The 23,767-nt window shown below is 74.1% G+C and carries 22 protein-coding genes and 1 tRNA gene; 7 read left to right on the top strand and 16 right to left on the bottom strand.

Going from position 1 to position 23,767, the window contains the following annotated elements; translation table 11 throughout:
* Positions 1-33: 33 nt before the first annotated feature.
* Positions 34-1,374, bottom strand: coding sequence for a DUF1254 domain-containing protein (locus ACFU9E_RS04150; protein WP_380682776.1), 1,341 nt, complete (start codon positions 1,372-1,374; stop codon positions 34-36).
* A 58-nt stretch (positions 1,375-1,432) separates the two neighbouring features.
* The gene (locus tag ACFU9E_RS04145; protein WP_380682777.1) at positions 1,433-2,767 is read right to left on the bottom strand and encodes a DUF1254 domain-containing protein; all 1,335 of its coding nucleotides are present in this window, start codon (positions 2,765-2,767) and stop codon (positions 1,433-1,435) included.
* Positions 2,768-2,985: 218 nt separating this feature from the next.
* Here ACFU9E_RS04145 and ACFU9E_RS04140 point away from each other — a divergent pair, with 218 nt between their 5' ends.
* Positions 2,986-4,026 (top strand): NAD-dependent epimerase/dehydratase family protein, encoded by a 1,041-nt coding sequence (locus ACFU9E_RS04140; RefSeq protein WP_380682778.1) that lies wholly within the window; start codon positions 2,986-2,988, stop codon positions 4,024-4,026.
* Positions 4,027-4,147: 121 nt separating this feature from the next.
* Here the strand turns inward: ACFU9E_RS04140 and ACFU9E_RS04135 are convergent, their stop codons facing one another.
* The gene (locus tag ACFU9E_RS04135) at positions 4,148-5,197 is read right to left on the bottom strand and encodes a family 2 encapsulin nanocompartment cargo protein polyprenyl transferase (protein WP_380682780.1); all 1,050 of its coding nucleotides are present in this window, start codon (positions 5,195-5,197) and stop codon (positions 4,148-4,150) included.
* A gap of 65 nt (positions 5,198-5,262) precedes the next feature.
* Positions 5,263-6,684 (bottom strand): family 2B encapsulin nanocompartment shell protein, encoded by a 1,422-nt coding sequence (locus tag ACFU9E_RS04130; RefSeq protein ID WP_380682781.1) that lies wholly within the window; start codon positions 6,682-6,684, stop codon positions 5,263-5,265.
* Positions 6,685-7,034: 350 nt separating this feature from the next.
* On the opposite strand from ACFU9E_RS04130, the gene ACFU9E_RS04125 reads away from it, so the two are divergent.
* Positions 7,035-8,165, top strand: a complete 1,131-nt coding sequence (locus ACFU9E_RS04125; protein ID WP_380682782.1) for an ATP-grasp domain-containing protein — start codon at positions 7,035-7,037, stop codon at positions 8,163-8,165.
* Positions 8,166-8,184: 19 nt separating this feature from the next.
* Here the strand turns inward: ACFU9E_RS04125 and ACFU9E_RS04120 are convergent, their stop codons facing one another.
* From ACFU9E_RS04120 to ACFU9E_RS04110, 3 genes are all read right to left on the bottom strand, one after another.
* Positions 8,185-8,736: a methylated-DNA--[protein]-cysteine S-methyltransferase gene (locus ACFU9E_RS04120; RefSeq protein WP_380682783.1), complete on the bottom strand. Its 552-nt coding sequence runs from the start codon at positions 8,734-8,736 to the stop codon at positions 8,185-8,187.
* A gap of 100 nt (positions 8,737-8,836) precedes the next feature.
* Positions 8,837-9,070: a hypothetical protein gene (locus ACFU9E_RS04115; protein ID WP_380682784.1), complete on the bottom strand. Its 234-nt coding sequence runs from the start codon at positions 9,068-9,070 to the stop codon at positions 8,837-8,839.
* Positions 9,071-9,122: 52 nt separating this feature from the next.
* Positions 9,123-10,469, bottom strand: coding sequence for an MFS transporter (locus ACFU9E_RS04110; protein ID WP_380682785.1), 1,347 nt, complete (start codon positions 10,467-10,469; stop codon positions 9,123-9,125).
* Positions 10,470-10,673: 204 nt separating this feature from the next.
* On the opposite strand from ACFU9E_RS04110, the gene ACFU9E_RS04105 reads away from it, so the two are divergent.
* Entirely contained in the window at positions 10,674-11,465 is a 792-nt protein-coding gene (locus ACFU9E_RS04105; protein ID WP_380682786.1) for a hypothetical protein, read from the top strand.
* A gap of 54 nt (positions 11,466-11,519) precedes the next feature.
* Here the strand turns inward: ACFU9E_RS04105 and ACFU9E_RS04100 are convergent.
* Positions 11,520-11,596: transfer RNA gene (locus ACFU9E_RS04100), tRNA-Thr, on the bottom strand.
* Positions 11,597-11,884: 288 nt separating this feature from the next.
* On the opposite strand from ACFU9E_RS04100, the gene ACFU9E_RS04095 reads away from it, so the two are divergent.
* The 3 genes from ACFU9E_RS04095 (at position 11,885) to ACFU9E_RS04085 (ending at position 14,555) form a co-directional block, all read left to right on the top strand.
* Entirely contained in the window at positions 11,885-12,976 is a 1,092-nt protein-coding gene (locus tag ACFU9E_RS04095; protein WP_355357776.1) for a sn-glycerol-3-phosphate ABC transporter ATP-binding protein UgpC, read from the top strand.
* Positions 12,977-13,160: 184 nt separating this feature from the next.
* Positions 13,161-13,604: a hypothetical protein gene (locus tag ACFU9E_RS04090; protein ID WP_380682787.1), complete on the top strand. Its 444-nt coding sequence runs from the start codon at positions 13,161-13,163 to the stop codon at positions 13,602-13,604.
* Between the two features lie 153 nt (positions 13,605-13,757).
* Positions 13,758-14,555 carry an NDP-sugar synthase gene (locus tag ACFU9E_RS04085; protein ID WP_380682788.1) on the top strand — a complete coding sequence of 266 codons (798 nt, stop codon included), beginning with the start codon at positions 13,758-13,760 and terminating at the stop codon, positions 14,553-14,555.
* Positions 14,556-14,649: 94 nt separating this feature from the next.
* On the opposite strand, the gene ACFU9E_RS04080 is transcribed toward ACFU9E_RS04085, so the two are convergent.
* From ACFU9E_RS04080 to ACFU9E_RS04050, 7 genes are all read right to left on the bottom strand, one after another.
* Positions 14,650-16,446 (bottom strand): DoxX family membrane protein, encoded by a 1,797-nt coding sequence (locus tag ACFU9E_RS04080; RefSeq protein WP_380714754.1) that lies wholly within the window; start codon positions 16,444-16,446, stop codon positions 14,650-14,652.
* Between the two features lie 189 nt (positions 16,447-16,635).
* A complete protein-coding gene (rlmB, locus tag ACFU9E_RS04075) occupies positions 16,636-17,631 on the bottom strand; it encodes a 23S rRNA (guanosine(2251)-2'-O)-methyltransferase RlmB (protein ID WP_380683008.1) in 996 nt (331 codons plus the stop codon).
* Between the two features lie 139 nt (positions 17,632-17,770).
* A complete protein-coding gene (gene cysS / locus ACFU9E_RS04070) occupies positions 17,771-19,165 on the bottom strand; it encodes a cysteine--tRNA ligase (RefSeq protein WP_380683007.1) in 1,395 nt (464 codons plus the stop codon).
* Between the two features lie 116 nt (positions 19,166-19,281).
* Positions 19,282-19,677: a PPOX class F420-dependent oxidoreductase gene (locus tag ACFU9E_RS04065; protein ID WP_380683006.1), complete on the bottom strand. Its 396-nt coding sequence runs from the start codon at positions 19,675-19,677 to the stop codon at positions 19,282-19,284.
* Between the two features lie 146 nt (positions 19,678-19,823).
* Positions 19,824-20,366: a 2-C-methyl-D-erythritol 2,4-cyclodiphosphate synthase gene (gene ispF, locus ACFU9E_RS04060; protein WP_380683005.1), complete on the bottom strand. Its 543-nt coding sequence runs from the start codon at positions 20,364-20,366 to the stop codon at positions 19,824-19,826.
* A 4-nt stretch (positions 20,367-20,370) separates the two neighbouring features.
* The gene (gene ispD / locus ACFU9E_RS04055) at positions 20,371-21,138 is read right to left on the bottom strand and encodes a 2-C-methyl-D-erythritol 4-phosphate cytidylyltransferase (protein WP_380683011.1); all 768 of its coding nucleotides are present in this window, start codon (positions 21,136-21,138) and stop codon (positions 20,371-20,373) included.
* A gap of 258 nt (positions 21,139-21,396) precedes the next feature.
* Positions 21,397-21,879: a CarD family transcriptional regulator gene (locus tag ACFU9E_RS04050; RefSeq protein WP_030244332.1), complete on the bottom strand. Its 483-nt coding sequence runs from the start codon at positions 21,877-21,879 to the stop codon at positions 21,397-21,399.
* Positions 21,880-22,295: 416 nt separating this feature from the next.
* Between ACFU9E_RS04050 and ACFU9E_RS04045 the strand changes: the two genes are divergently transcribed.
* Positions 22,296-22,985 carry a DUF461 domain-containing protein gene (locus ACFU9E_RS04045; protein WP_380683004.1) on the top strand — a complete coding sequence of 230 codons (690 nt, stop codon included), beginning with the start codon at positions 22,296-22,298 and terminating at the stop codon, positions 22,983-22,985.
* Between the two features lie 88 nt (positions 22,986-23,073).
* Here ACFU9E_RS04045 and ACFU9E_RS04040 read toward each other — a convergent pair whose 3' ends face one another.
* Entirely contained in the window at positions 23,074-23,766 is a 693-nt protein-coding gene (locus tag ACFU9E_RS04040; RefSeq protein WP_030305055.1) for a response regulator transcription factor, read from the bottom strand.
* Position 23,767 lies beyond the last annotated feature (1 nt).

The following is a 23,767-nucleotide window of genomic DNA, read 5'->3' as shown; positions in this document are numbered from 1 at the left end:
GTCGCGGACCCGGGCCGGTCCACAGGGCACGCCCTACACCCGGCGCAGGGGCGGGAGCCGGTAGGTGCCGTCCAGGGCGGCGGGGCCCGGGCGGTAGAGGCGCATCACCGGGCGGAACGGCCCGGCGGGGGTGGGGAGCCAGTTCGCCGCCTCGGACGGGTCGGCGGGGGGTTCGTGGCTCAGGTGGAGGGTGAGGCCGCCGTCCGGGTCGGGCCGCAGGCCGGGGGTGCGGCTGCCGATCGAGTAGCGGTCGGCCGGGTTGGCGACCAGGTGCTGGTCCGGGAGGCCGTACACGGTGAGGGACCAGAACTCCTCGGCGGGCGGCAGCCCGTCCGGCGGGAAGCGGAGGGTGTGCGGGTGGGTGCCGTCGAGCGGGCGGCCGTCCGCGTCGTCACCGGTGGTGGCGTGCAGGGCCTCGTAGGCGTGGCAGCCCCAGAGCCCGGCCCGGGCGGCGGCGGCGCGGCTGAGGTAGGCGGCGCGGCGGTCGGGGATCCGCCACTCGGGGTCGTCGACGGTGCCCGGGCCGAGGAAGGCCGTGTTGTGGTCGAACAGGTGGAGGGCGGCGCGCCACTCGCCGGGCGGGTGCTCCTCGGGCGGCCGGGTGGCGTCCTCGACGCGTTCGCGCCCGGCGGCGAGGCCGGTCGCCAGGGCGAGCGTCCAGTCGGGGGCGGCCGCCCGGTACGGCGAGGGGCCGGGGTCGAGGAGGCCGAGCGGGGCGAACCGCTGCTGGTAGGCCCGGTCGGCCTCGGCGGGCGGGTAGGCGGCCATCCAGACCCGGAGCCGCTCGAAGAAGGCGAGCCGCTCGGGCACGTCCGGGTCCGGCTCGGGGAGTCCGGCGGCGACCCCGCCCGGCTCCAGCGGTTCGAGGACGAGCCCGTCCTGGAGGGCGCGGACCCGCGGGAGGTCGTCCGGCCCGGCGCAGGCGAAGCGGCCGACGACGGTGGCGACGGCGGTCGGTGCGGTGATCACCCGGTCGGGGTCGGCCGGGGTGCCGTGCCAGCCGGGCGGGACGACCAGCCAGGTCCGGGCCTCGCTGCCGGTGGCGCGGCTGCCGAGGTAGGCGAAGTTGTCGGTCCACGCGTCGACGAACTGCAGCACGTGGTAGCCGCCGGCGGTGTCGGGCACGTGCAGGCGCTGCGGGCCCTCGGAGAGGTCGAGCTGGGCCACCGAGTAGAGGACGTCGTTGTTGACGGCGACGAAGTCGTCGTCCGGGCCGGCCAGCCGCGGGGCGTGGGCGAAGCGGTTGAACGGAGTGGGCGGCAGGACGCCCAGGCCGCCGTGCACGAAACGGTCGACCGTGGTGAGGCCGGCGACGAGCGGATAGCCGTAGACGTAGGCGTCGGCGGCTAGGGCCTCCAGCTCGGGTTGGTTCATGGGGCGTCCTTCCCGGGTGCCGGGGGGGTCGAAGGGGGGAGCGGACAGGGGCGCGGGGTCAGCGCGGGGTGAGCGGCGGCGGTGTCCAGCGGCCGTCGAGCACCGAGGGGTCCGGCCCGTACAGGCGGATGACGACGGTGAACGGGCCGTCCGGGGCGGGCAGCCAGTTGGCGGAGTGGTCGGCGTCGGCGGGCCGCTTGTGCTGGACGTAGACGCTGAGTCCGCCGTCCGGGTCGCGGACCAGGCCGGGGGTTCGGTCGCCGACGGAGTAGCGGTCCAGGGTGTTGTCGACCAGGTGGAGCCCGGGCAGCGCGTACAGGGTCACCGACCAGAAGTGGCGGGCGGGTGGCAGCGCGTCCGGCGGGAACCGCAGCAGGTAGTCGCGTCTGCTGGCGTCGGGCGGGCGGTTGCCGGCGCTGTCGGCCTGCCAGCCGCCGTACCAGGCCTCCTCGACGGGCAGCCCGTACAGGCCGGTGAGCGCCCCGACCGCGCGGTCGAGGTACCGGGTGCCGAGCTGTGCCCGGGTGCCGAAGAGCCCGACGGACGATTCGGTGCGGGCGGCGGCGCGGGCCAGTTCGGCCTTGCCGTCGGCGATGCCGCGCTCGATCTCGGTGCGGATGGCGAGCGGCAGCGCGGCCGGTTCGAACTCGCCGCGGCCGTCGATGCCGAGGTCGGCCAGCCGGCCGCGCAGCTCGGCCTCGGCGGGCGGGGCGGCCTCGGCGGGCAGGAAGCCGAGCAGGAAGTCGAGGAAGACGAAGAACTCGACGGTGTCGAGCACCTCGTCGCGCCAGACCGGCCAGACGGGCTGCGGGGCGGGCTCAGGCTCCGGTGTGCCGGCGTAGGCGTGCAGCGGGCGCAGGCGGTACTGCCGCTGGAGCGCGGCGAGTTCCGCGACCGCCTCGGGGGACGTGCCGACGAGGTGGGTGCGGCCGAGGATGCCGGCCAGCCGGGTCGTGGTGCGGATGACGCCGCGGATGCCGGGCGGCGGTTCGCCGTGCCAGTCGGGGCCGGCCACCAGGTGGTCGCCGGCCTCCTGGCCGGTGGTCCGGGAGCCGACGAACCCGGCGTAGGCGGTGTCGAGTTCGTGCACCGGCAGCACGTAGTAGCGGTCGGTGGCGGGCACGGAGAGCACCCAGGGTTCGGTCCGCAGGTCGAGCCAGGCCCAGGAGTACGGGGTGTCGTTGTTGGGCGTGATGACGTCGGTGTCGGCCGGGGTGGCGGGGCGCGGGTAGTGCCGGAAGACGCCGAAGCCGCCGACGTGGCGCGGGTCCGCGTCGTCCAGTGCCTGGGTGTAGAGGGTGCGGTAGTTCTGCAGGATCGGGTAACCGCGGACCCACGCCTCGGCGGCGGTCGCGCGGATGGTGTCCGGGTCCACGAGTGCCGGGTTGACCATGGTGCCGCTCTTCCCTGCGCCGGTCCCCGGTACCGGGGACCGACGGCTGCATGACGGACGTATTGGATGGACATATCGGTACGAATCGGATGCTATGCGGGCCCCCGGGGGTCGGCATCTCGGCACCGCGGGCAGCTCGGACGGGCCGGGAGGGCGCCGGTCTGCGCCCATGGCGAACGGCGGTATGCGGGGCAAGGGGCCAGGACAGCCTTGCCGGTATGAAGATCCTTCTGCTCGGCGGCTCGTCCTTCCTGGGACGGGCGTTCGCCTCCGAGGCCCTCGCCCGCGGCCACGAGGTCACCACCTTCAACCGCGGCCGCACGGCCGACGACCTGCCCGGTGTGGAGGCGGTGCGCGGCGACCGCGACTCGGCCGACGACCTGGCGCGGACGGCCGAGGGGCGGCACTGGGACGCCGTGGTCGACACCTCGGCCCAGCAGCCCGCCCAGGCCGCGCACTCCGCCCGGCTGCTGCGCGACCGCGCCGGCCACTACACGCTGATCTCCTCCGTGCACGCCTTCGCCGACTGGCCGGCCCGGGTGGTCGACGAGGCCTCCCCGCTGCACGAGTGTCCGGCCGACACCCCGCCCGGGCAGGAGTTCAGCCCCGCGCTCAAGGCCGGCTGCGAGCGCGCCGTCCTGGAGCACTTCGGCGCCGGGCGCACGCTGGTCCTCAACAGCGGGCTGCTGATCGGCCCCCACGAGCAGGGCGGCCGGCTGCCGTGGTGGCTGGAGCGGATGGCCCGCGGCGGGCGGGTGCTGGCGCCCGGGGAGCCGGGGCGGCCGATGCAGCTGATCGACGTCCGGGACTTCGCGGTGTTCGGGCTGGATCTGCTGACGGCGGGCACGGCCGGCCGGTTCATCACCACGGCGCCGCCCGGCCGGCTCACCTACGGGGAGTTCCTCGCGGGCTGTGCCGAGGCGGCCGGCGGCGGGGGCGCCGAGCTAGTCTGGGTCCCGGACGGCCGGCTGACGGCCGAGGGGCCGGACCGCGTCCAGCCGTGGAGCGAGCTGCCGCTCTGGATGCCCGACGGACCGGAGACCGCGGGCATCTGGCGGGCCGGCACCGGACGGGCCGAGGCGGCCGGGCTGCGCTGCCGGCCCTTCGCCGAGACCGCCCGGGACACCTGGGAGTGGCTGCGGCAGCGCGGGCCGGCGAACGACACGGAGGCCGACGGACGCAAACGCGGCCGGGTGCTGCACGGCATCGAACCGGCGAAGGAGCAGCGGCTGCTCGACACCCCGGCCCCGCTCGGCTGACGCGTTCGGGAGCCCTCCGTTCGGGAGCAGTCTGTACGGGAGCCGCCCACGCGGGTCCAGTCGCGGCGGCGGGGAGGGCAACGGGGAGAGCGGGGCGTCCGCTCCCCCGCTGGAGGCCGGATCAGTGGGTGCGGCGGGTGACCAGCTCGGCGAGCGCCAGCAGTTCGTCGGCGGCCGACGGCTCGGGCACCGCGAGGGCCAGCTGGGTCATCGCCGCCGCCATCCGGTCACAGGACTCGCCCTGCGCCCAGGCCCGCCCGCCGGCGCCCTCGACCGCGGCCGCGCAGCTCGCCAGCTCCTCGCCGGTGAGCGGCCGGTCCAGCGCGTACAGCTCCGCCAGCCGGGCCCCGTCGGGCGTCCCCGAGCCCAGCGCCGCGACCACCGGCAGCGACTTCTTGCGGACCAGGAGGTCCGCGCCGACCGGCTTGCCGGTGACGGTCGGGTCGCCCCAGATGCCGATCAGGTCGTCGATCAGCTGGAAGGCCAGGCCGATCTCCCGGCCGAAGCCGTCCATCGCCTGGGCGGCCGTCTCCGAGCCGCCCGCGTACTGGGCGCCCATCGCGCAGGCGGCGCCGAGCAGTGCGCCGGTCTTGGCCTCGGCCATCGCCAGGCACTCGGTCAGCGAGACGTCGCTGCGCTGCTCGAAGGCGCAGTCGATCTGCTGGCCCTCGCAGAGTTCCACCACGCAGTCGGCCAGTCGGCGCACCGCGGCGCCCGCGGCCGGGTGGCCGTCCTCGGCGAGCAGGCGCAGCGCCAGCGAGTGCACGGCGTCCCCGGCCAGGATGGCCTCGGTGGTGCCGAACACCAGCCAGGCGGTGGGGCGGTGCCGGCGGGTCTCGTCCCGGTCGATGATGTCGTCGTGCAGCAGCGTGAAGTTGTGCACCAGCTCGACGGCGGCCGCGGCGGCGGTGGCCTCGGCGGGGTCGCCGCCCAGTGCCTGGGTGGCGGCGAGCACCAGGGCGGGCCGGATGGCCTTCCCGGAGGACGCGGTCGACGGCGAGCCGTCCGCCTCCCACCAGCCGAAGTGGTACCCGGCGACCCGGCGCATGGTGCCGGGCAGCGAGTCCACGGCGGCCCGGAGCACCGGGTCGACGAGGGCGCGGGCGCGCGCGAGGACGTCCTGCGCCTCGTGTCCCTCGCGATGGTCGCGCTCCAGCGTGAACATTCCCATGGGTCCTCCCCCTTGGTGGTGCGACGGGCCGGCCCCGGGTCGGGCCGGCCCTGCCGCGGTCAGCCTCAGTGGTGCGCGATGTCGACGTTCTCCAGGACGCCGACGGCGTCCGGCACCAGAATCGCGGCGGAGTAGTAGGCGCTCACCAGATAGGAAATGACGGCCTTCTCGTTGATTCCCATGAACCGCACCGAAAGGCTCGGCTCGACTTCATCGGGAATTCCGGCCTGGTGCAGACCGATGACACCCTGGTTGTCCTCGCCGGTGCGCATGGCGAGGATCGACGTGGTGTTCCCGTTGACGATCGGGAGCTTGTTGCACGGGAAGACCGGCACGCCGCGCCAGCCGAACACCCGGCGGCCCTGCACCTCGACGGTGTCCGGGTAGAGACCGCGCCGGTTGCACTCGCGGCCGAACGCGGCGATGGCGCGCGGGTGGGCCAGGAAGAGCTTCGTGCTGCGGCGGCGGCTCAGCAGCTCGTCCATGTCGTCCGGGGTGGGCGGACCGGAGTGGGTCTGGATCCGCTGCTCGTAGGAGGCGTTGGCGAGCAGGCCGAACTCCGCGTTGTTGACCAGCTCGTGCTCCTGACGCTCGCGCAGCGCCTCGATGGTCAGCCGCAGCTGGTGCTCGGTCTGGTTCATCGGCTGGTTGTAGAGGTCGGCGACCCGGCTGTGCACCTTGAGGATCGTCTGGGCGACGCTCAGCTCGTACTCGCGCGGCTTGAGCTCGTAGTCCACGAAGGCGCTGGGGAGCTCGTACTCGCCGTGGTGGCCGGCGGAGAGGTCGATCGCCGCCTCACCGTGCTTGTTCTGCGGCTGCTGGAACCCGGCCAGGTACTCCATGACCTGCAGTTGGAGCGCCTCGGAGCGGTCGGCGAGCTCCTGGAAGGCGGACCACCGGAGGGACAGCACGGTGGCGGCGGTGTCCGCCCGGACGGTGTACGGCCAGGTGGCGTCCTCCTGCTGGAGCACCTCGTCACCGAGGTGGTCGCCGTCGGCCGCCGAACCGACGACGGCCTCCTCGCCGTACTTGCCCGTTCCGAGCCGACTGAGCTTCCCGTAGGCGATGATGAAGACCTCGTCGATCGGCGCCCCGGCCGAGACCAGTACCTCACCCGCGGAGAACTCGCGTTGGACGAAGCGCCCGGCCAGCTCCTCCAGCAGGGCGTCGTCCTGGAAACCCCGCAGCACCGGCACCTCGCGCAGGGTCGGTGCCAGGATCCGGGCCTGGCTGCCCGTCCGGTCGAAGCTGACCCGGCCGCGGCCGACGGCGTGCCGCAGCCGGCGGTTGACCCGGTAGGTGCCGGCCGAGACCTGGACCCAGGGGAGCGTCCTGAGCAGCCAACGGGGGCTGATCTCCTGCATCTGCGGCGCGGACTTGGTCGTCGTCGCGAGGTTCCGCGCGGCGGCGGTGGCAAGACTCTGCTGGTCCGCGGCCCGCGCTTCACCGCCCGGTGCGGGAATACCGACGTTGGTTTCGGTCGACATAGGGAGCCCTTCGCGTACCCGTACCCGATGAAGTGTCGCCTTGCAACTTGCAAGAATCATGGTGGGCCCTTTCAGAGGGCAACCGCAATCACTCTTTCGAGTGGTCGGAATAACCGAAAAAATAGTACGAATAGAATGTCTGATCGATACTTATTCGATCAGGTGATCTAATCTTTTCCGGAACGGGACGGTCCGGTTCTCCTCCCCGACCCGTACGCGGCAGGCCCACCCCGCGTTCGATCCCGTTCGGCGGACCGCTAAGGTGCCACCTCAAAGGGCCACGGGCCACTGGACGAGCGCGGCCGCGAGACAGCCCTTCTCCCTCGTTCACCCCTGCCCTGGGAGGCCCCATGAGCGCCCCCGTCACCGTCTGGCTCAACCGCACGTACGCCGAGAACGTGTTCTTCATCGAACAGCTGCGCGCCGCTCCGCGCCCGGTCCGGGTCCACGCGACCCACGTCGACCCCGACTCCCCCGTCCTGGCCGCCGCCGACACCGCCGGCCTGGAACCCGCCGACCTCACCCCCGACGCCTACGTCGCCTTCGCCCTCGACCACTGCGCCCGCCACCGCGTCGACGTCTTCGTGCCACGGCTGCACCAGCTCGCGATATCCCTGCACCGCCAGGAGTTCGAGGCCGTCGGCACCGCCCTCGCCTGCCCGCCCGCCACCGCGATCGCCGCCTTCGCCAGCAAGGCCGACGGCTACGCGGCGATGGCCGACGCCGGACTGCCCACCCCGCCGTGGTGGCTGGTGCGCACCGCCGGGGACCTGGTCGCCGCCGTCGACCGGATCGAGTCGGCCGGCCTCACCGCCTGCCTCAAGCCCGCCTCCGGCGCCGGCGGCGAGGGCTTCCGGATCCTCACCCGGGAGCCGTTCGGGCTCCACCGGCTGGCCGGCTGGGACAGCCGGGTCCAGGTCGAGCAGGTGGCCACCGCGCTCGACCGGGCGGCCCGGGAGAACCCGGACGCCGCCACCGACCTGCTGGTCATGCCCTACCTCGACGGCCCCGAGGTCTCCGTGGACTGCCTCGCCGACCTGGACGGCACGCTGCTCGCCGCCGTCGGCCGCAGCAAGGAGCGGCGGCGGCGCAGCTTCACCACAGCGCCCCGGTACCTGGAACCCGCCCGCCGCCTGGTCGAGGCCACCGGGATGGCCTACCTCTCCAATGTGCAGTTCCGGCACCTGCGCGGCGAGCCGGTGGTGATCGACGTCAACACCCGGCCCTCCGGCGGGCTGCACCAGCTGAGCCTGTGCGGGCTCAACCTGCCGTGGAACGCGGTGCAGTTGGCGCTCGGCGAGCGGCCCGACACCGAGTGGGCCGGGGACCCGACGGGCATCGAGTACACCCTCGTCTCCGGGATCCGGCCGGTGCTGCCGCGCCAGCTCCCGCCGATCCCGCCGCTCGCCCCGGTCGGCCCCGCCGGTCCCGCCGGTCCCACCGCTCCGGGCAGCCTGGCGGCGGGCCAGCTGGTGCACTGACCCGCCGTCAAGCAGCCGTTCAGAGCGGACCGTTCCAGTCCAGCGTCGGCTCCAGCACACCCTCCAGGGTGAGCAGCCAGCGCTTCACGTCGATCCCGACCCGGCCGCCGCCGAAGCCGCCGATCCCGTCCGCCGCCACCACCCGGTGGCAGGGCACCAGCAGCGCGACGGGGTTGGCGGCCATCATCTGCCCGACCGTACGCGCGGCCAGCCCGGGCTCCTCGACCTCGCCGAACACCCCGCTGCGGGCCGCGAGTTCGCCGTAGGTGATGGTCCGCCCGAACGGCACCTCGTGCAGCAGCGTCTGCAGCACCGCCCGGTGCGGGCCGGTGCTCAGGCTCCAGTCGATCGGCAGGTCCAGCTGCCGCCGCCGCCCCGCGAGGTACTCGCCGACCCGGCCGGTGACCGCGGCGATCTTCGACTCGTCGGCACAGCGCGGGAGTTCGCCCTCCCGGCCGAGGTAGCCGACGGCCGCCACGCCCCGCACGGTCACCGCGACGTGCAACGGGCCGCTCGGCAGCGGGGTGTCCACGGTCAGCCAGGACATCGGCGCCGCCGTACGCTCTGCCACGTGTTCCCCCACGTCCTCCGCGGCGCGTGCGGACCACCCGCCCCGCGCGCCATCGTACGGCGGGGCCGGCGGGTGGCGCGGCGCGGCCACGAGGCTGACCCTAACGGCGCCCCTTCAGCTCCGCGGCGACCGTCCGCGCCCAGTGCACCAGTTCGGCCCGGTCGGGCGCCCGCCCCTCGCAGAGGGCGGCGAGCTGGGCCTCGTTGATCCGGTTCGGCCCCGGGATCTCCAGCAGGTACGCGAGTTCGTCCAGCACGGTGGCGAGCCGCACGGCGTCCGCGTGGTCCACGGACGCGGCAGCCTCGTGGTGGCTGATGGTGAGAGAACCGGGCATGGCCTACCTCCTCCGTTCGCCCCCGCACCCCTCCACGGTACGACCGCCGGGCTCACCCGGCACCCGCCGCGCTCGGGGCCGACTCCCCGCCGCGCTCCGCCGCCTGTTCCGACCCGGGCTCCGGCTCCGGCTCCGGCTCCTCCCAGCGCCGGCAGCGCACCTCGCGCACCGCCAACACCACCGCCACGGAGACCAGCTGCCACCCCGCGCCGAAGGCCAGCACGGCCGCCACCCCCACCCGGTCGGCCAGCGGACCGGCCGCCGCCAGGCCCAGCGGCCCCAGCACGAACGCGCCCAGCCCACCGAACGCCGTCACCCGCGCCAGCACCTCCGTCGGCACCCAGCTCTGCAGGGTCGACTCGTACAGCGAGCCGCAGACCGCCGACCCGGCACCCGCCACCAGCGCCGCCCCGGCCACCCAGGCCAGCGGCAGCCCGGCCGCGAGGGCCGCCGAGGGCAGCGCCCAGCCGAGACCCGCCAGCGTCGCCACCGCGAGCGGCCGGCCGGGCCGGCGCCCCAGCATCAGCACCCCGCCCAGCACCGCGCCCACCCCGTAGACGCCCATCACCAGGCCCCAGGCCCGCGCCCCGCCCAGCTCGCGCTGCGCGGTCAGCGGCCCCAGCACCAGGAACGGCGCCCAGACCAGCAGGTTGAACAGCGCCATCTGCAGCGTGGTCACCCAGAGCCACCGGCGGGAGCGGAACTCACCCCAGCCGTCCCGCAGATCGGCCACCATCGAACCCTCGCCGCCGCCCGCGCCCGCACCCTTCGGCACCGCTGCGGACAGCCGGGCCAGGGCGAGCGCGCCCACCCCGTACGTCACCGCGTCGATCAGCAGTACCGCCCCCGGACCGAGGCCCGCCGTGATCACGCCGGCGAGCGCGGGACCGGCCACCGTGGACACCGAACGCGCCAGGCCCAGCAGGGTGTTGGCGTCCGACAGCCGCTCCGGCCGACGCACCAGCGAGGGCACCAGCGCGCCCAGCGCCGGCAGGAACACCCCCTCGCCCAGCCCCCACAGGGCGACCAGCACCACCATCGCCGGAACCGACGCGTGCCCGGTGACCAGCAGCGCCGCGAAGACGCCCTGCACCGCACAGCGCAGCACGTCCGACGCCAGCATCACCCGCCGGCTGCCCAGCCGGTCCGCGATCACCCCGCCGGCCACCAGCACCAGCACGATCGGCAGGATCCGGGCGGCCATCACCCAGCCGAGCTGCGACCCGCCGCCCCCACCGTCCAGCACCGCGAACGCCACCGCGACCGGCGCCATCGAGGAGCCGACCAGCGAGGTCGCGTAGCCGACGAAGAACCACCTGAAATCGCGTTCCCCCAGCACCGCAAGACGGCCGCGCAGCCGCCGACGGCGGGCCGGAGTCCGCCCCGTCTCCCCTGTCATGGTCGTCCAGTCTGCCCACGGACGGAAACCGCGGACAAGGCTTTCCGACCAAAAACCTGAGCCTTTCCCCATCAATTTTCAGTCAATCCCTCCCTGCCGCAGTAAATACCCCCGACAATCGGTACCCACCTGCCGTTTACTGCGCACCGGACTATCCTTTCCCCGACCCCCGCTGGCGTCGTTTACTGCGGAAAGCAGGTCCGAATGGCCCCTCCTCCCCCGGTCGAGTACGCGGTGGCCGTCGAGCGCTACCTGACCGCCTCCGGGCTCGGTGACGGCTCCCGCCGCGTCTACCGGATCGCCCTGCACACCTGGGCCTGGGCGCTCGCCGACCGCCCCGCCCCCACCGGACCCGAACGCCGCCGGGCCCGGCCGCCGGTCCTGCCGCTCGCCCTGCTCGACCATCCCGAGGCCCCCGCCCGCCTCCGGACCGCCGTCGACCACCGCTCCCGTGACACCGACCCGCGCACCCTCAACCGCGAGCTCTCCACCCTGCGCGCCGCCCTCGCCTGGTGGCGCCGGCAGGGCTGGATCCGCACCGACCCCGCCGACGGCCTGCGCGCCCGTCCCCTCCCCGCCCCCGGCGCCGGCCCGGCACCGCTCACCCCGGACCGGCTGCACGCCCTGTTCGCGCTCCGCGTCCCGCTGCGCGAACAGGCCCTCTGGCGCCTCCTGCACGAGAGCGGCGCGCCCGTCGAGACCGTCCTCGCCCTCGACGCCGACGACCTCGACCTCCCCCACCGCCGCACCCGGCCCCCGGCCCCGCCCCTCACCTGGCAGGCCGGCACCGCCCGGCTGCTCCCCCTCCTGCTCGCCGGCCGCACCACCGGCCCGCTCTTCCTCACCACCCGCCGCGCCCCCGCCGGCACCCCCGCCCCCGACCGCTGCCCCCACACCCACCGCGCCCGCCTCTCCTACCGCCGCGCCGCCGAACTGCTCACCACCCACGCCCCCAGCCACACCCTCCGCCAGCTCCGCCCCCGGCCGCGGCCCTGACGGAACGCCGAAGGCCCCCCGGCTGCACGCCGGGGGGCCTTCGCGAGGAACCCGTGGAGCCCCCTGTCGGATTCGAACCGACGACCTACGCTTTACAAGAGCGGTGCTCTGGCCAGCTGAGCTAAGGAGGCATGGTGACCGTCCGCGACGAGGTCACGGCGGCACCGGGGGCAGTCTACCGGGCGGGGCGCGGGCGGTGGGGGGATATCCGGGGGGTGGACGGGGGCGGGGCGGGCGTGATGGAACCGATGCCTAATTCGGGTCGGCCGGGGGCTGACAAGCAGCGGACGCGCAGGTAGCGTCGCCGGGAGTCGGTTCGCGCAGTGGTTCAGACCACTACGGGCGGGCCGGCGGAGCGGTACCACCCACCTTTACTCGGATCGTCCGGCACGTTCCTGCCGGTGAAGGAGAGCACAGCCATGGCTTCTGTGACGTACGACAAGGCGAGCCGCGTCTACCCCGGGGCGACCAAGCCCTCGGTCGACGCCCTGGACCTGGACATCGCCGACGGCGAGTTCCTCGTCCTGGTCGGCCCCTCCGGCTGCGGCAAGTCGACCAGCCTCCGCATGCTGGCCGGCCTGGAGGACGTCAACAGCGGCGTCATCCGGATCGGCGACCGCGACGTGACCCACCTGCCGCCGAAGGACCGGGACATCGCGATGGTGTTCCAGAACTACGCGCTGTACCCGCACATGACCGTCGCGGAGAACATGGGCTTCGCGCTCAAGATCGCCGGTGTCAACAAGACCGAGATCCGCACCAAGGTCGAAGAGGCCGCCAAGATCCTCGACCTGACGGAGTACCTGGACCGCAAGCCGAAGGCGCTCTCCGGCGGTCAGCGCCAGCGCGTCGCGATGGGCCGCGCGATCGTCCGCGAGCCGCAGGTCTTCCTGATGGACGAGCCGCTGTCCAACCTGGACGCCAAGCTCCGCGTCTCGACCCGTACCCAGATCGCCGGCCTGCAGCGCCGCCTGGGCATCACCACCGTCTACGTCACCCACGACCAGACCGAGGCGCTCACCATGGGCGACCGGGTCGCGGTGCTCAAGGCCGGCGTGCTGCAGCAGGTCGACACCCCGCGCAACATGTACGACAAGCCCGCCAACCTCTTCGTGGCCGGCTTCATCGGCTCCCCCGCGATGAACCTGGTCGAGGTGCCGCTGGTCGACGGCGGCGTGAAGTTCGGCGGCTCGCTGGTCAACATCTCCCGCGAGGACCTGGCCGGCGCCGGCACCGACAAGACCGTGACCGTCGGCATCCGCCCGGAGCACTTCGAGATCGTCGCCGGCGGCGGCATCGAGGGCGTCGCCGTCACCGTCAACGTGGTCGAGGAGCTCGGCTCGGACGGCTTCGTCTACGGCACCACCAAGATCGGCGGCGAGGACAAGGAGCTGGTCGTCCGCGTGCACGGCCGCCAGATCCCGGCCCGCGGCGAGACCATCCACGTCGTGCCGGTCGCCGGCGAGACCCACGTGTTCTCCACCAGCACCGGCGCCCGCCTCTCCAACTGAGGCGACCGGCCCGCGCCGTGGAGCCCCGTCCGACCGTCCACCGGTCCGGCGGGGCTCCCGCCGTTCGCGGCCACTCCGACGGGTGACGGGCGTCAACACGGCGCCGGGACGAACCGGGACACCGTGTCACCCGATGGTGTAACGGAGGGCAAGCGTGGCCGCACTCACCGCTACTCTCCTGTGCGTGAAGCAGCTAGTTCGCCGCATCGGCCAGACCATCGCCCTCGCCCTGCCCGTCGTCCTGGTGACCACCGGCACCCTCGCCGTGACCAGGGTGCCGTGGGCCCCGCCGACCTCGCTGGACCAGCAGGTGGTGGCGGCGTCCAGCGGGGACGGCGCCGGGATCGGCCGGACGGCGGGCACCGGACGCACCCCGGACGGGCTCGCCCCGCAGGACGCGCTGCGCGTCACGCTCCTCGACGAGCTGCGCGCCCACAACCCGGGCAGCGCGCTCGACCTGCTGGAGCGCTCGATGCGCGAGCAGCCCGCGCTCACGCCGTACTGCAGCTCGCTCGCCACCGAGCTGGGCAAGGCCGCGGTGCGCAAGTACCAGGGCGACGTGCAGCGGGCCCGGTCGTTCGCCCGCCCGGTCTGCGACGGCTCGTTCGCCGCCGGCGCCGCGAGCTGACCGGTCCGGCACCGAACCGGTCGGCACCGGCGCCGGGCCCGGTACCGAACCGGTCCGCGCCGGACCGAGCGGCACCCGACCGGCGGCGAGCGGCCCGGCCCACCGGGCGGACGGCGGCGCAACACCCGGGACGGGTGCGCCTATTGTTCAGCCATGAGCGCTGATTCCGGCCCCACGGCCACTCCCGCGAACGCCCACGCCCCCGCCCTCGGCCCGGTTCCGGGCCCGGTGCCGGTCACCCAGGCCGTCATCCTGGCCGGCGGCCAGGGCTCCCGGCTGCGCCCGTACACCGACGACCGCCCCAAGCCGCTGGTCGAGATCCCCGGCACGGGCACCCCGATCCTGGGCCACCAGCTGGCCTGGCTCGCCTCCGAGGGCGTCACCGACGCGGTCGTCTCCTGCGGCCACCTCGCGGACGTGCTGGAGGACTGGCTCGACAAGGCCGACCTGCCGCTGCGGGTCCGCACGGTGGTCGAGGCCGAGCCGCTCGGCCGCGGCGGCGGGCTCAAGTACGCCGCGAAGGCGCTGCCCCGCCCCGACGAGCCCTGGTACGCCACCAACGGCGACATCTGGACCAGGTTCAGCCTGCGCGACATGGCCGCCTTCCACCACGAGCGGGGCGCCGTGGCCACCCTCGCGCTGGCCCGGCCGCGGATCCCGTGGGGCGCCGTGGAGACCGACCAGTTCGGCAACGTGCTGGACTTCATCGAGGCCCCGCCCTCGCCGTTCCTCATCAACGCCGGCCTCTACGTGTTCAGCCCGGAGTTCGCCGAGCTGCTGCCGGACGTCGGCGACCACGAGCGGACCACCTTCCCGCAGCTGGCCCGCGGCAAGCGGCTGGCCGGCTACCAGCTGCCGCAGGGCGTCTACTGGCGGGCCATCGACACCGCGAAGGACCTCACCGAGGCCGCCAAGGAGCTCGCCTCGGGCGCCGGCCGCGCGCCGCAGTAGTCCGCCGCGCCGGCGCGAGAACAACGCGATCGGCCGGGTGCTCCCCCACGGAGCACCCGGCCGATCGCCGTCACCGGGCCGTTCGCCCGGCCCGTCAGGTGGCCGTCGCCGTCACCGGACGGGCGGCCGGCGTGCGGGCGCCGCCACCGGACAGCTCGGCCAGCGGCGCGCTGCCCAGCACCCCGCCCAGCAGCCCCGAGCCGGAGCCGCCCGCGCCGTTGCCGGAGCCGCTCGGGGCACCGCCCTGGGTGCCGGCCCCGGCGCTCGGCGCGGGCTTCGGCGCCGCCCCGGTGCCGGAGGCCGGAGCCGGGGTGCCGCGCTGCGCGGGCGACGACCCGGCCGGTGTCGACGCGGCCGGCGGCGCCGAAGCCCCGGAGGAGGCCGCACCGGTCTCCGGCCTGGCCGACGAGGGCTTCGCCTTGCCGCTCGGCGTGGCCGTGCCGCTCGGGCTCGCCTTCGACGGGGTCGGGGTGCCGGACGGTGGGGCGGTGGTCGCCGTGGCGCTCGGCGCGGCCGGCCGGGCCGGGGCCGGCGAGGTCGCCGAAGCGGTCGGAGCCCTGCCACCGGGGTTGGCGGACGGTCCGCCGCTCGGCCAGACCGGTGTGCCGTAGTCGGTGGCCGGCCGGGACGGCGCCGGGTGCTGCGGCCGGGCGCCGGTACGGACCGCCGCGCCCAGCATCGAGCCGAGCAGCAGGGTCAGGCCGACGACCACCGAGGTGACCACCGCGCCCCGCCGCAGCACCCGCCGGCGCAGCGCCGCCGGGGCCTCCGCGCCGTACCGCCGCCAGGCCTCCAGGCCGAGCCGCCCGTCCAGCGAGGCGAACGGTGCCCCGGCGATCAGCAGCGGGCTCCACGCCGCCAGGAAGATCAGGTCGGGCGTGTCGTACACCGGGACGGCCCGCCAGCTCACCGTGAACAGCAGCACGGCGGAGAGCGTCATCGCCGCGCCGGCCGCGATGCGCTGCCAGAGCCCGAGCACGGTCAGCACGCCGACCACGATCTCGATGAACGACACCACCAGGCCGGAGCCGACCGGGTGCGCCATCGCGAACGCCAGCAGCGGCTCGGCGACCTTCCAGGGGTGCAGCGAGGAGAGCCAGCGCATCATCGAGCCGCGCTCGCCGCCGTCGAAGTACACCGGGTCGCAGAGCTTGCTGAACCCGGCGTAGACGGAGAGCGAGCCGAGCACGGCGCGCAGCGGCAGCAGCACCAGGCCGAGGTCGACCCGGCGGCCGGGGTACCAGGGCTGCCTGCCCTCGGCGCCGGCGGCCGAGACCTCGGGCAGCTCGCCGCTGGGCGTCCAGCCCTGCGGCGCGCCGATCGGGCCGACGCCGGCCTCGGTGGCGGTGCCGTCGCCCTCGCGCGGCTGGCGCGGCACCGCCCGGGCGCCGCCGTACGGCGGGAGCAGCTGGGTGTCGGCGTCCGCCAGGGAGCCCCCGGAGAGTCCGCCGCGCCCGCCGACCCCGGCCGGGACGGCGCCGAGCCGGACGGCCTCCAGCAGCCGGGTGGCCGCGAGGTCGTCCGGGCGCGCCTCGCCGGTCCAGGTGACCGGGGTGACCCGGCCCTTGCGGCGCGGCGGTGCGCCGGCCGGGCCGCCGGCGAGCAGGGGCACGGCGCCGGCGGGGACGACCACCTGCGGGGTGACCATCGGGCGGCGGATCAGCCCCTGGGGACCGTACGGGTCGCCGAACGCCGCACCGGTGGACAGCAGTCCGGCCGGGGCGTCGATCAGCGGCGCCACCGGGGTGGCGAGGTTGAGCCGGAAGCTCGCCTGGGTGCTGCTGAGGCGCGCCGGGTCGGACGGCACCTTGACCGTGTTGAGGCCGGGGCCCGCGTCTATCCCGGTGCTGCCACCGCCCAGGAGCGGGCGCCGAGGTGTTCTGGTGTCCACGCCCGTCTAACCGGGTGACGCCCGGTTAGGACACTCCCCCGGGTGGACATCGGGAGGCCTCTTGAAGTGACCATGAGAAAAGCGATCGGACCCGGGCGGATCCGATCGCTTTCCCCTGACTTGCGGGCGAACGGCGGGCGGTTGCGGAGAACGCCTGCGGTGGGCGCCCCCGTCGTGCTCCGCCGGGCGTCAGCCGACCTTGGCGCGCAGGCGGGCCGCCTCGTACAGCACGACACCGGCCGCGACGCCCGCGTTCAGCGACTCGGTGAGCCCGGACATCGGGATCCGCACGCGCAGGTCGCAGGTCTCCGAGACCAGCCGGGACAGGCCCTTGCCCTCGCTGCCCGCGACGATCACCACCGGTCCGGTCAGCGCCTCCAGGTCGCCGATCTCGGCCTCGCCGTCGGCCGCCAGGCCGACCACCATCAGACCGGCCTTCTGGTACGCCTCCAGGGCCCGGGTCAGGTTGGTGGCCCGGGCGACGGGCAGCCGGGCCGCCGCGCCCGAGGAGGTCTTCCAGGCGCCGGCGGTCATACCGGCCGCCCGGCGCTCCGGGATGACCACGCCGTGCGCGCCGAAGGCGGCGGCGGAACGGACCACGGCGCCCAGGTTGCGGGAGTCGGTGACGCCGTCCAGGGCCACGATCAGCGCGTCCCGGCCGGAGTCGGCGGCCTCCTCCAGCAGGTCCTCGGGGTGCGCGTACTCGTACGGCGGGACCTGCAGCACCAGGCCCTGGTGGTTCATCCCGCCGGTCATCTGGTCCAGCTGCGGCCGCGGGGCCTCCATCAGCGGGATTCCGCGGTCGTTGGCGGCCTGGAAGGCGTCACGGACCCGGTCGTCGGTGTCGATGAACTGCTGGACGTACAGCGCGTTGGCCGGCACGTCGCCCTGCAGGGCCTCGACCACCGAGTTGCGGCCGAACACCAGCTCCGCGGAGCCGGCGCCGCCGCGGCCGCCCCGGCCGCCGCCACCGGCCCGGCGCATGCCGGCCCGGGCCTTGGCGTCCCGCTCGCGCTTGAGCGCGGCGTTGGCGGCCCGCTGCTTCGGGTGGCCCTTGCGCTCCTCCCCGGGCGGGGTCGGGCCCTTGCCCTGGAGCGCCTTCCGGCTGTGGCCGCCGGTACCGACACTCGCGCCCTTCTTCGACCCGGGGTTGCGGCGGTTCCTGCGCTGGCTGTTGCCGGCCATGGCTGTACTTCCTGTCTGTCTGTCCGGCATGGCCGGCCGCCCCGGCCCGTGCCGGTGGCGCCCGACGGCATGCGCTCCGTCATGCGGGAGGGCCGCACCGGTCCGGTACGGCCCACCTCACCCCTCGGTCGCCGGGGGGTTACTGGCTGTTGATCGTCCAGCGCGGGCCGGACGGGGTGTCCTCGATCGCCAGCCCGGCCAGGCCGAGCTGGTCGCGGATGGCGTCCGCGGTCGCGAAGTCCTTGCGGGCCCGTGCCGCCTGGCGCTGGTCCAGGACGAGGCGCACCAGCGAGTCGACCACGCCGTGCAGGTCCTCGCCACGCTCCGCCCCGGCCCACTGCGGGTCGAGCGGGTCCAGACCCAGTACTCCGAGCATCGCACGGACCTCGGCCAAGCGCGCCACCGCGCTCTCCTTGTCGTCCGCGGTGAGGGCGCTGTTGCCCTGGCGGACGGCGGTGTGCACGATGGCGAGCGCCTGCGGCACGCCCAGGTCGTCGTCCATCGCCTCGGCGAAGGCCGGCGGCACCTCGGGCGCCGCGTCCACGGCGCCGCAGCGCTCGACGGCACGCTGGACGAAGCCCTCGATCCGGCCGAATCCGGCCTCGGCCTCGCGCAGCGACTCCTCGCTGTACTCGATCATCGAGCGGTAGTGCGGGCCCGCCAGGTAGTAGCGGAGCACGATCGGCCGCCAGTTGCGGACCATCTCGGAGACCAGCACCGAGTTGCCGAGCGACTTGCTCATCTTCTCGCCGGCCATGGTGACCCAGGCGTTGTGCACCCAGAAGTTGGCGAAGTCGTCGCCGTAGGCCTTGGACTGGGCGATCTCGTTCTCGTGGTGCGGGAAGATCAGGTCGAGCCCGCCGCCGTGGATGTCGAAGGCCGGGCCCAGGTACTTGTGGGCCATCGCCGAGCACTCCAGGTGCCAGCCCGGACGGCCGCGGCCCCACGGGGTGTCCCAGCTCGGCTCGCCCGGCTTGGCGGACTTCCACATCGCGAAGTCGCGCGGGTCGCGCTTGCCGGTCTCGCCCTCGCCGGAGGGCTGCAGCAGGTTCTCCAGCTTCTGGTTGGAGAGCGCGAGGTAGTCCGGGTAGGACTTCACGTCGAAGTAGACGTTGCCGTCGGCCTCGTAGGCGTGGCCCCGCTCGATGAGCCCGCGCATCATCTCGACCATCTCGGGGATGTGCCCGGTCGCGCGCGGCTCGACGGTCGGCGGGAGGCAGCCGAGGGCGTTGTAGCCGTCGTTGAAGGCGCGCTCGTTCTCGTAGGCGATCTGCCACCACGGGGTGCCGAGCTCGCGCTCCTTGGCGATGATCTTGTCGTCGATGTCGGTGACGTTGCGGGCGAAGGTCACCTGGTAGCCGCGGTACGCGAACCACCGCTGCATGACGTCGAAGTTGAGGTAGGACCGGATGTGCCCGATGTGTGGCGCCGACTGGACGGTAGCGCCGCACAGGTAGATCGAGACACAACCCGGTACAAGCGGGACGAAGTCGCGTACCTGTCGGGTGCTGGTGTCGTACAGTCGAATGCTCACAGCGTCAAGCGTAGTGGGCGGCAGGGGGTGCCCTGCGACATTCCGGAATGTCAAGGCCCCCGGCGGAGCCTTTTCCGCCGGGTGTCGTCCGGGGTCGCCCCCCGCCGCGCCGTGGCTCAGATCGAGCCGACCACCTTCCGCGGGCTGATCCGGACGACCACGCGCACGTCGTCCGGGCCGTCGTAGCCGTAGGTGTCCAGGCCCTGGTACTTCTTCGCCAGCTCGTCGATCAGCTCCCGGCCGCCCTCCCGGGTCAGCGTGACCTCGCCGCGCACCTCCAGGTAGGTGTACGGGTTCTCCGGCGGGTTGACGAGCAGCGAGACCCGCGGGTCCTTCACCAGGTTGAGGTGCTTGCGGCGCCCCTCCACGGTGGAGAACAGGATGTCCTCGCCGTCGCGCTTCACCCAGACCACGGAGGACTGGGGGCTGCCGTCGGGCTGGATCGTGGAGACCACGGCGAAGCTCTTGGTGTCGAGCAGGGCTTTGGCCTGGTCGGAGAGTTGGGCGCTCATCGGAAACCTCATCTCGTCGGCGGCGGGTACGGCCCGAGGGGGGAAGCCCGCGCGGGCCCGGAGCCGAACACTATCGACTCGGGCCCCCGCAATGCCCGGTGAACACCCGTCAGTCACGGATTGTTCCCCGGGCGCCGCCGCGGACGTCAACGCCGCTCGTACACCAGCGCGGTGGCGATCGCCGCGAGCCCCTCGGCGCGCCCGGTGAGGCCGAGCCCGTCGGTGGTGGTGCCGGAGACCGAGACGGGGGCGCCGACCGCCGCGCCGAGCGCGGCCTGGGCCTCGGCCCGGCGCTTGCCGATCTTCGGCCGGACCCCGATCACCTGGATCGCGACGTTGCCGATCTCGAAGCCCGCCGCGCGCACCAGCCGGGCCGCCTCGCCGAGCAGCCGCACCCCGGACGCGCCGGCCCACTCCGGCCGGTCGGTGCCGAAGTGCGCGCCCAGGTCGCCGATGCCGGCGGCCGAGAACAGCGCGTCGCAGGCGGCGTGCGCGGCCACGTCGGCGTCCGAGTGCCCGGCCAGGCCGGCCTCGGCGCCCGGCCACTCCAGCCCGGCCACCCAGAGCGGGCGGCCGGGCTCGAAGGCGTGCACATCGGTGCCGACGCCGATCCGGGGGAGGACCGGGGTCGGCGGTTCGGCGGCCGGCGGCTCGGTGGACGGCGGCTCGGTGGGCCTCGGCTCAGGCATCGGCTCAGTAGGCATCGGCGGCCCTCCGGCGGGCGAGTACGGCCTCGGCGAGGACGAGGTCCAGCGGACGGGTCACCTTGAACGCCTCCTCGTGGCCGGGCACCACGACCACCCGGCCACCGAACCGCTCGACCAGGCCGGCGTCGTCGGTGACCGGCGGCAGGGCGGTCCCGGCCGCCCCCTCCGCCGCGGTCTCCTCGGCCAGCGCCCTGGCGTGCACCTCGGCCAGCGTCTCCCGGCGGAAGCCCTGCGGGGTCTGGACGGCGCGCAGGGTGGAGCGGTCCGGCGTGTCGAGCACCGGCTCGGGCCCGCCCGGCACCGGCTCGACCCGCTTGACGGTGTCGGCCAGCGGCACCGCCGGCACCACCGCCTCCGCCCCGGCCCGGACGGCGGACGCCACCGCGTCCACCACCTCGACCGGTACCAGCGGACGGGCCGCGTCGTGCACCAGCACGATGCCGACCTCGGCCGGGATGGCGGCCAGGCCCAGCCGGACGGACTCCTGGCGGGTCGACCCGCCGGCCACCACCCGGATGTCCTTGTCCTCGAGTCCGTGGCTGTCGAGCAGGGCGACCACCTCGGCCACCCCGTCGGCGGGGGCGGCGACCACGACCAGGCCGACCGCACGGCTGCGGGTCAGCGCCCGGACGGCGTGCACCAGGAGCGGCACGCCGCCCAGTTCACGCAGGGCCTTGGGGGCGCCCGGACCCAGGCGCTCGCCCCGGCCGGCGGCGGGCACGACTGCTGCTGCGACTGCTGCTGTGGCGTTCAGGTTTCACTCCTTCGGCGAAGTGGGTATGGCCATGGCGTGCACGACGGGCGCGGACCCCTTCCGAAGCACCACCGTCTTCCGCCCGCACAGCAGCAGAAACGGTCATGCGGACCCGAGACCGGCCAGGCCGCTCGGGTGCGGGGGCGTCGTCCGGACACGCCTCAGCGCCCGAAGTGCCACTGCACCACCCACGGACCTTCGGTCCGGTGGGCGGCGCGCCGGCATCGGGCGCTGTGAGCGTTGTGGAGCGGACGGCCGCTACGAGGCGAGCACCTCGTCGAGCAGCGTCTCCGCCTTGTCCTCGTTGGTGTTCTCCGCCAGCGCGAGCTCGCTGACGAGGATCTGGCGCGCCTTGGCGAGCATGCGCTTCTCCCCGGCGGAGAGGCCGCGCTCGCGCTCGCGACGCCAGAGGTCGCGCACGACCTCGGCAACCTTGATAACGTCACCCGAGGCGAGCTTCTCCAGGTTCGCCTTGTAGCGACGGGACCAGTTGGTCGGCTCTTCGGTGTACGGCGCGCGGAGCACCTCGAAGACCCGGTCCAGACCCTCCTGGCCGACCACATCGCGCACGCCGACGAACTCCGCGTTCTCGGCGGGCACGCGGAGCGTCAGGTCTCCCTGCTGCACCTTGAGCACCAGGTAGGTCTTGTCCACACCTTTGATCTGGCGAATTTCGATGGCCTCGATCAGCGCGGCCCCGTGATGGGGGTAGACCACCGTGTCGCCAACCTTGAACGTCATGTGACAGGACCCCTTCCGTGGCTTTCCAGAATAACACGCTTTTCGGCGCACCCGAAGGGCGTTTTCGCAGGTCAGGGCGGGTCTCGGGGCTTGACAAGGACCCCCATGACGTGCTGCGACCGGTGTTCGAGGAGGGCTTCCCGCAGGTCGGAGGCGGTTCCGCCGCCCGCTGAAACCTCTGGCAACACTCCCGAAACCGTGATTTGATCTTGAGCTTTCACCGTTTATCGGGCCGTTTCCGGATCGTGATCCGATCTTGGTCGGCGCTTGACCTGAACACGCGGACGTGCCGCCGTCCGGACGCCCGTCCACTCCCGTGGCGCGACACGAAGGGACCACCCCGTGAGGACGGCATAAGCGAGGTCGATAATCTGAGACCTGACCTTCCGACACGTGACTTAGGAGAAGCCGCCGCCGTGAGCCGCAGCCTTCGACGCGGCAGCATCGCCGCCATCGCCGCCCTGGCCATCGCCTCGCTGTCCTCCTGCGCCGCCGGGAACACCCCGGCCACGCTGCAGATCCAGCCGGACACCGCGTCGGCCACCCTGGGCACCGACGTCCGACTGAACAACATCGTCGTGGTCACCGGGAGCGAGACCGCCGGTGAGCACACCGGCCCCGCCAACCTGACGGTGAACATCAGCAACACCGGGACCGAGGTGCTCGAGCTGCAGTCCATCACCGTCGACGGCGGCACCGCCGCCACCTTCGCCGACGACAAGGGCGCCCCGCTGACCAGCATCTCGGTCCCGCCCCGCGGCGCCGTGCTGCTCGGCGGCCCCGGCAACCCGTCCGCCAAGGTCGCCTCCACCACCGTGACCGTGGGCGGCTACGTGGCGACCTCCTTCACGTTCAAGAACCACGACAAGCTGGAGACCCAGGCCCAGGTCAACTCGAACAGCGGCCTGTACAAGGGCTTCGGTCCGACCGCCCCGGCCGCCGCGCCGAGCAAGGCGGCCACCCCGGCGGCCACCCCGGCCGCCGGTGCCACCACGCCGGCCGTCGGCGCCACCACCCCGGCCGCCCCCGCCACCGGTGCGACCACCCCGGCCGCTCCCACCCCGGTCGGCTCCGCTTCGATCCCGGCGGTCCCGCCCGCCCACTGAGGCCGGGTACCGCCCCGCCGCGGACACGCGAACGCCCCTCCGGCCGGTGCCGGAGGGGCGTTCCGCGTTCGGGCGGCCGGGGCCGGGTCTACGGCTCGAACTTGTAGCCGAGGCCGCGCACCGTGACCAGGTAGCGCGGGGCGCCCGGGTCCGGCTCGATCTTCGCCCGCAGCCGCTTGACGTGGACGTCCAGCGTCTTGGTGTCGCCGACGTAGTCCGCGCCCCAGACCCGGTCGATCAGCTGCATCCGGGTGAGCACCCGGCCGGCGTTGCGCAGCAGCATCTCCAGCAGGTCGAACTCCTTGAGCGGCAGGTCGACCTTGGCGCCGTCCACGGTCACCACGTGCCGGTCGACGTCCATCCGGACCGGGCCGGCCTCCAGCGCGCCGGGGCCGCCGCCGTCGCCGGGGCCCTCGTTCTCGCCACGGCGGCGCAGCACCGCGCGGATCCGGGCGACCAGCTCACGGGTGGAGTACGGCTTGGTGACGTAGTCGTCCGCGCCTATCTCCAGACCGACCACCTTGTCGATCTCGCTGTCCTTCGCGGTGACCATGATCACCGGCACGTTGGAGCGGACCCGCAGCTGGCGGCAGACCTCGGTACCGGGCAGCCCCGGCAGCATCAGGTCGAGCAGGACGAGGTCGGCGCCGTTGCGTTCGAACTGCTCCAGCGCGTCGGGGCCGGTGGCGGCGATGGCCACCTCGAAGCCCTCCTTGCGGAGCATGTACGAGAGGGCGTCGCTGAACGACTCCTCGTCCTCGACCACCAGTACTCGGGTCACG

It is taken from the genome of Kitasatospora sp. NPDC057595 (assembly GCF_042800875.1).
Taxonomy (GTDB): Bacteria; Actinomycetota; Actinomycetes; order Streptomycetales; family Streptomycetaceae; genus Kitasatospora.
Note: the sequence above shows the minus strand (reverse complement) of the source record. Positions and strands in the feature narration are given on the sequence as shown.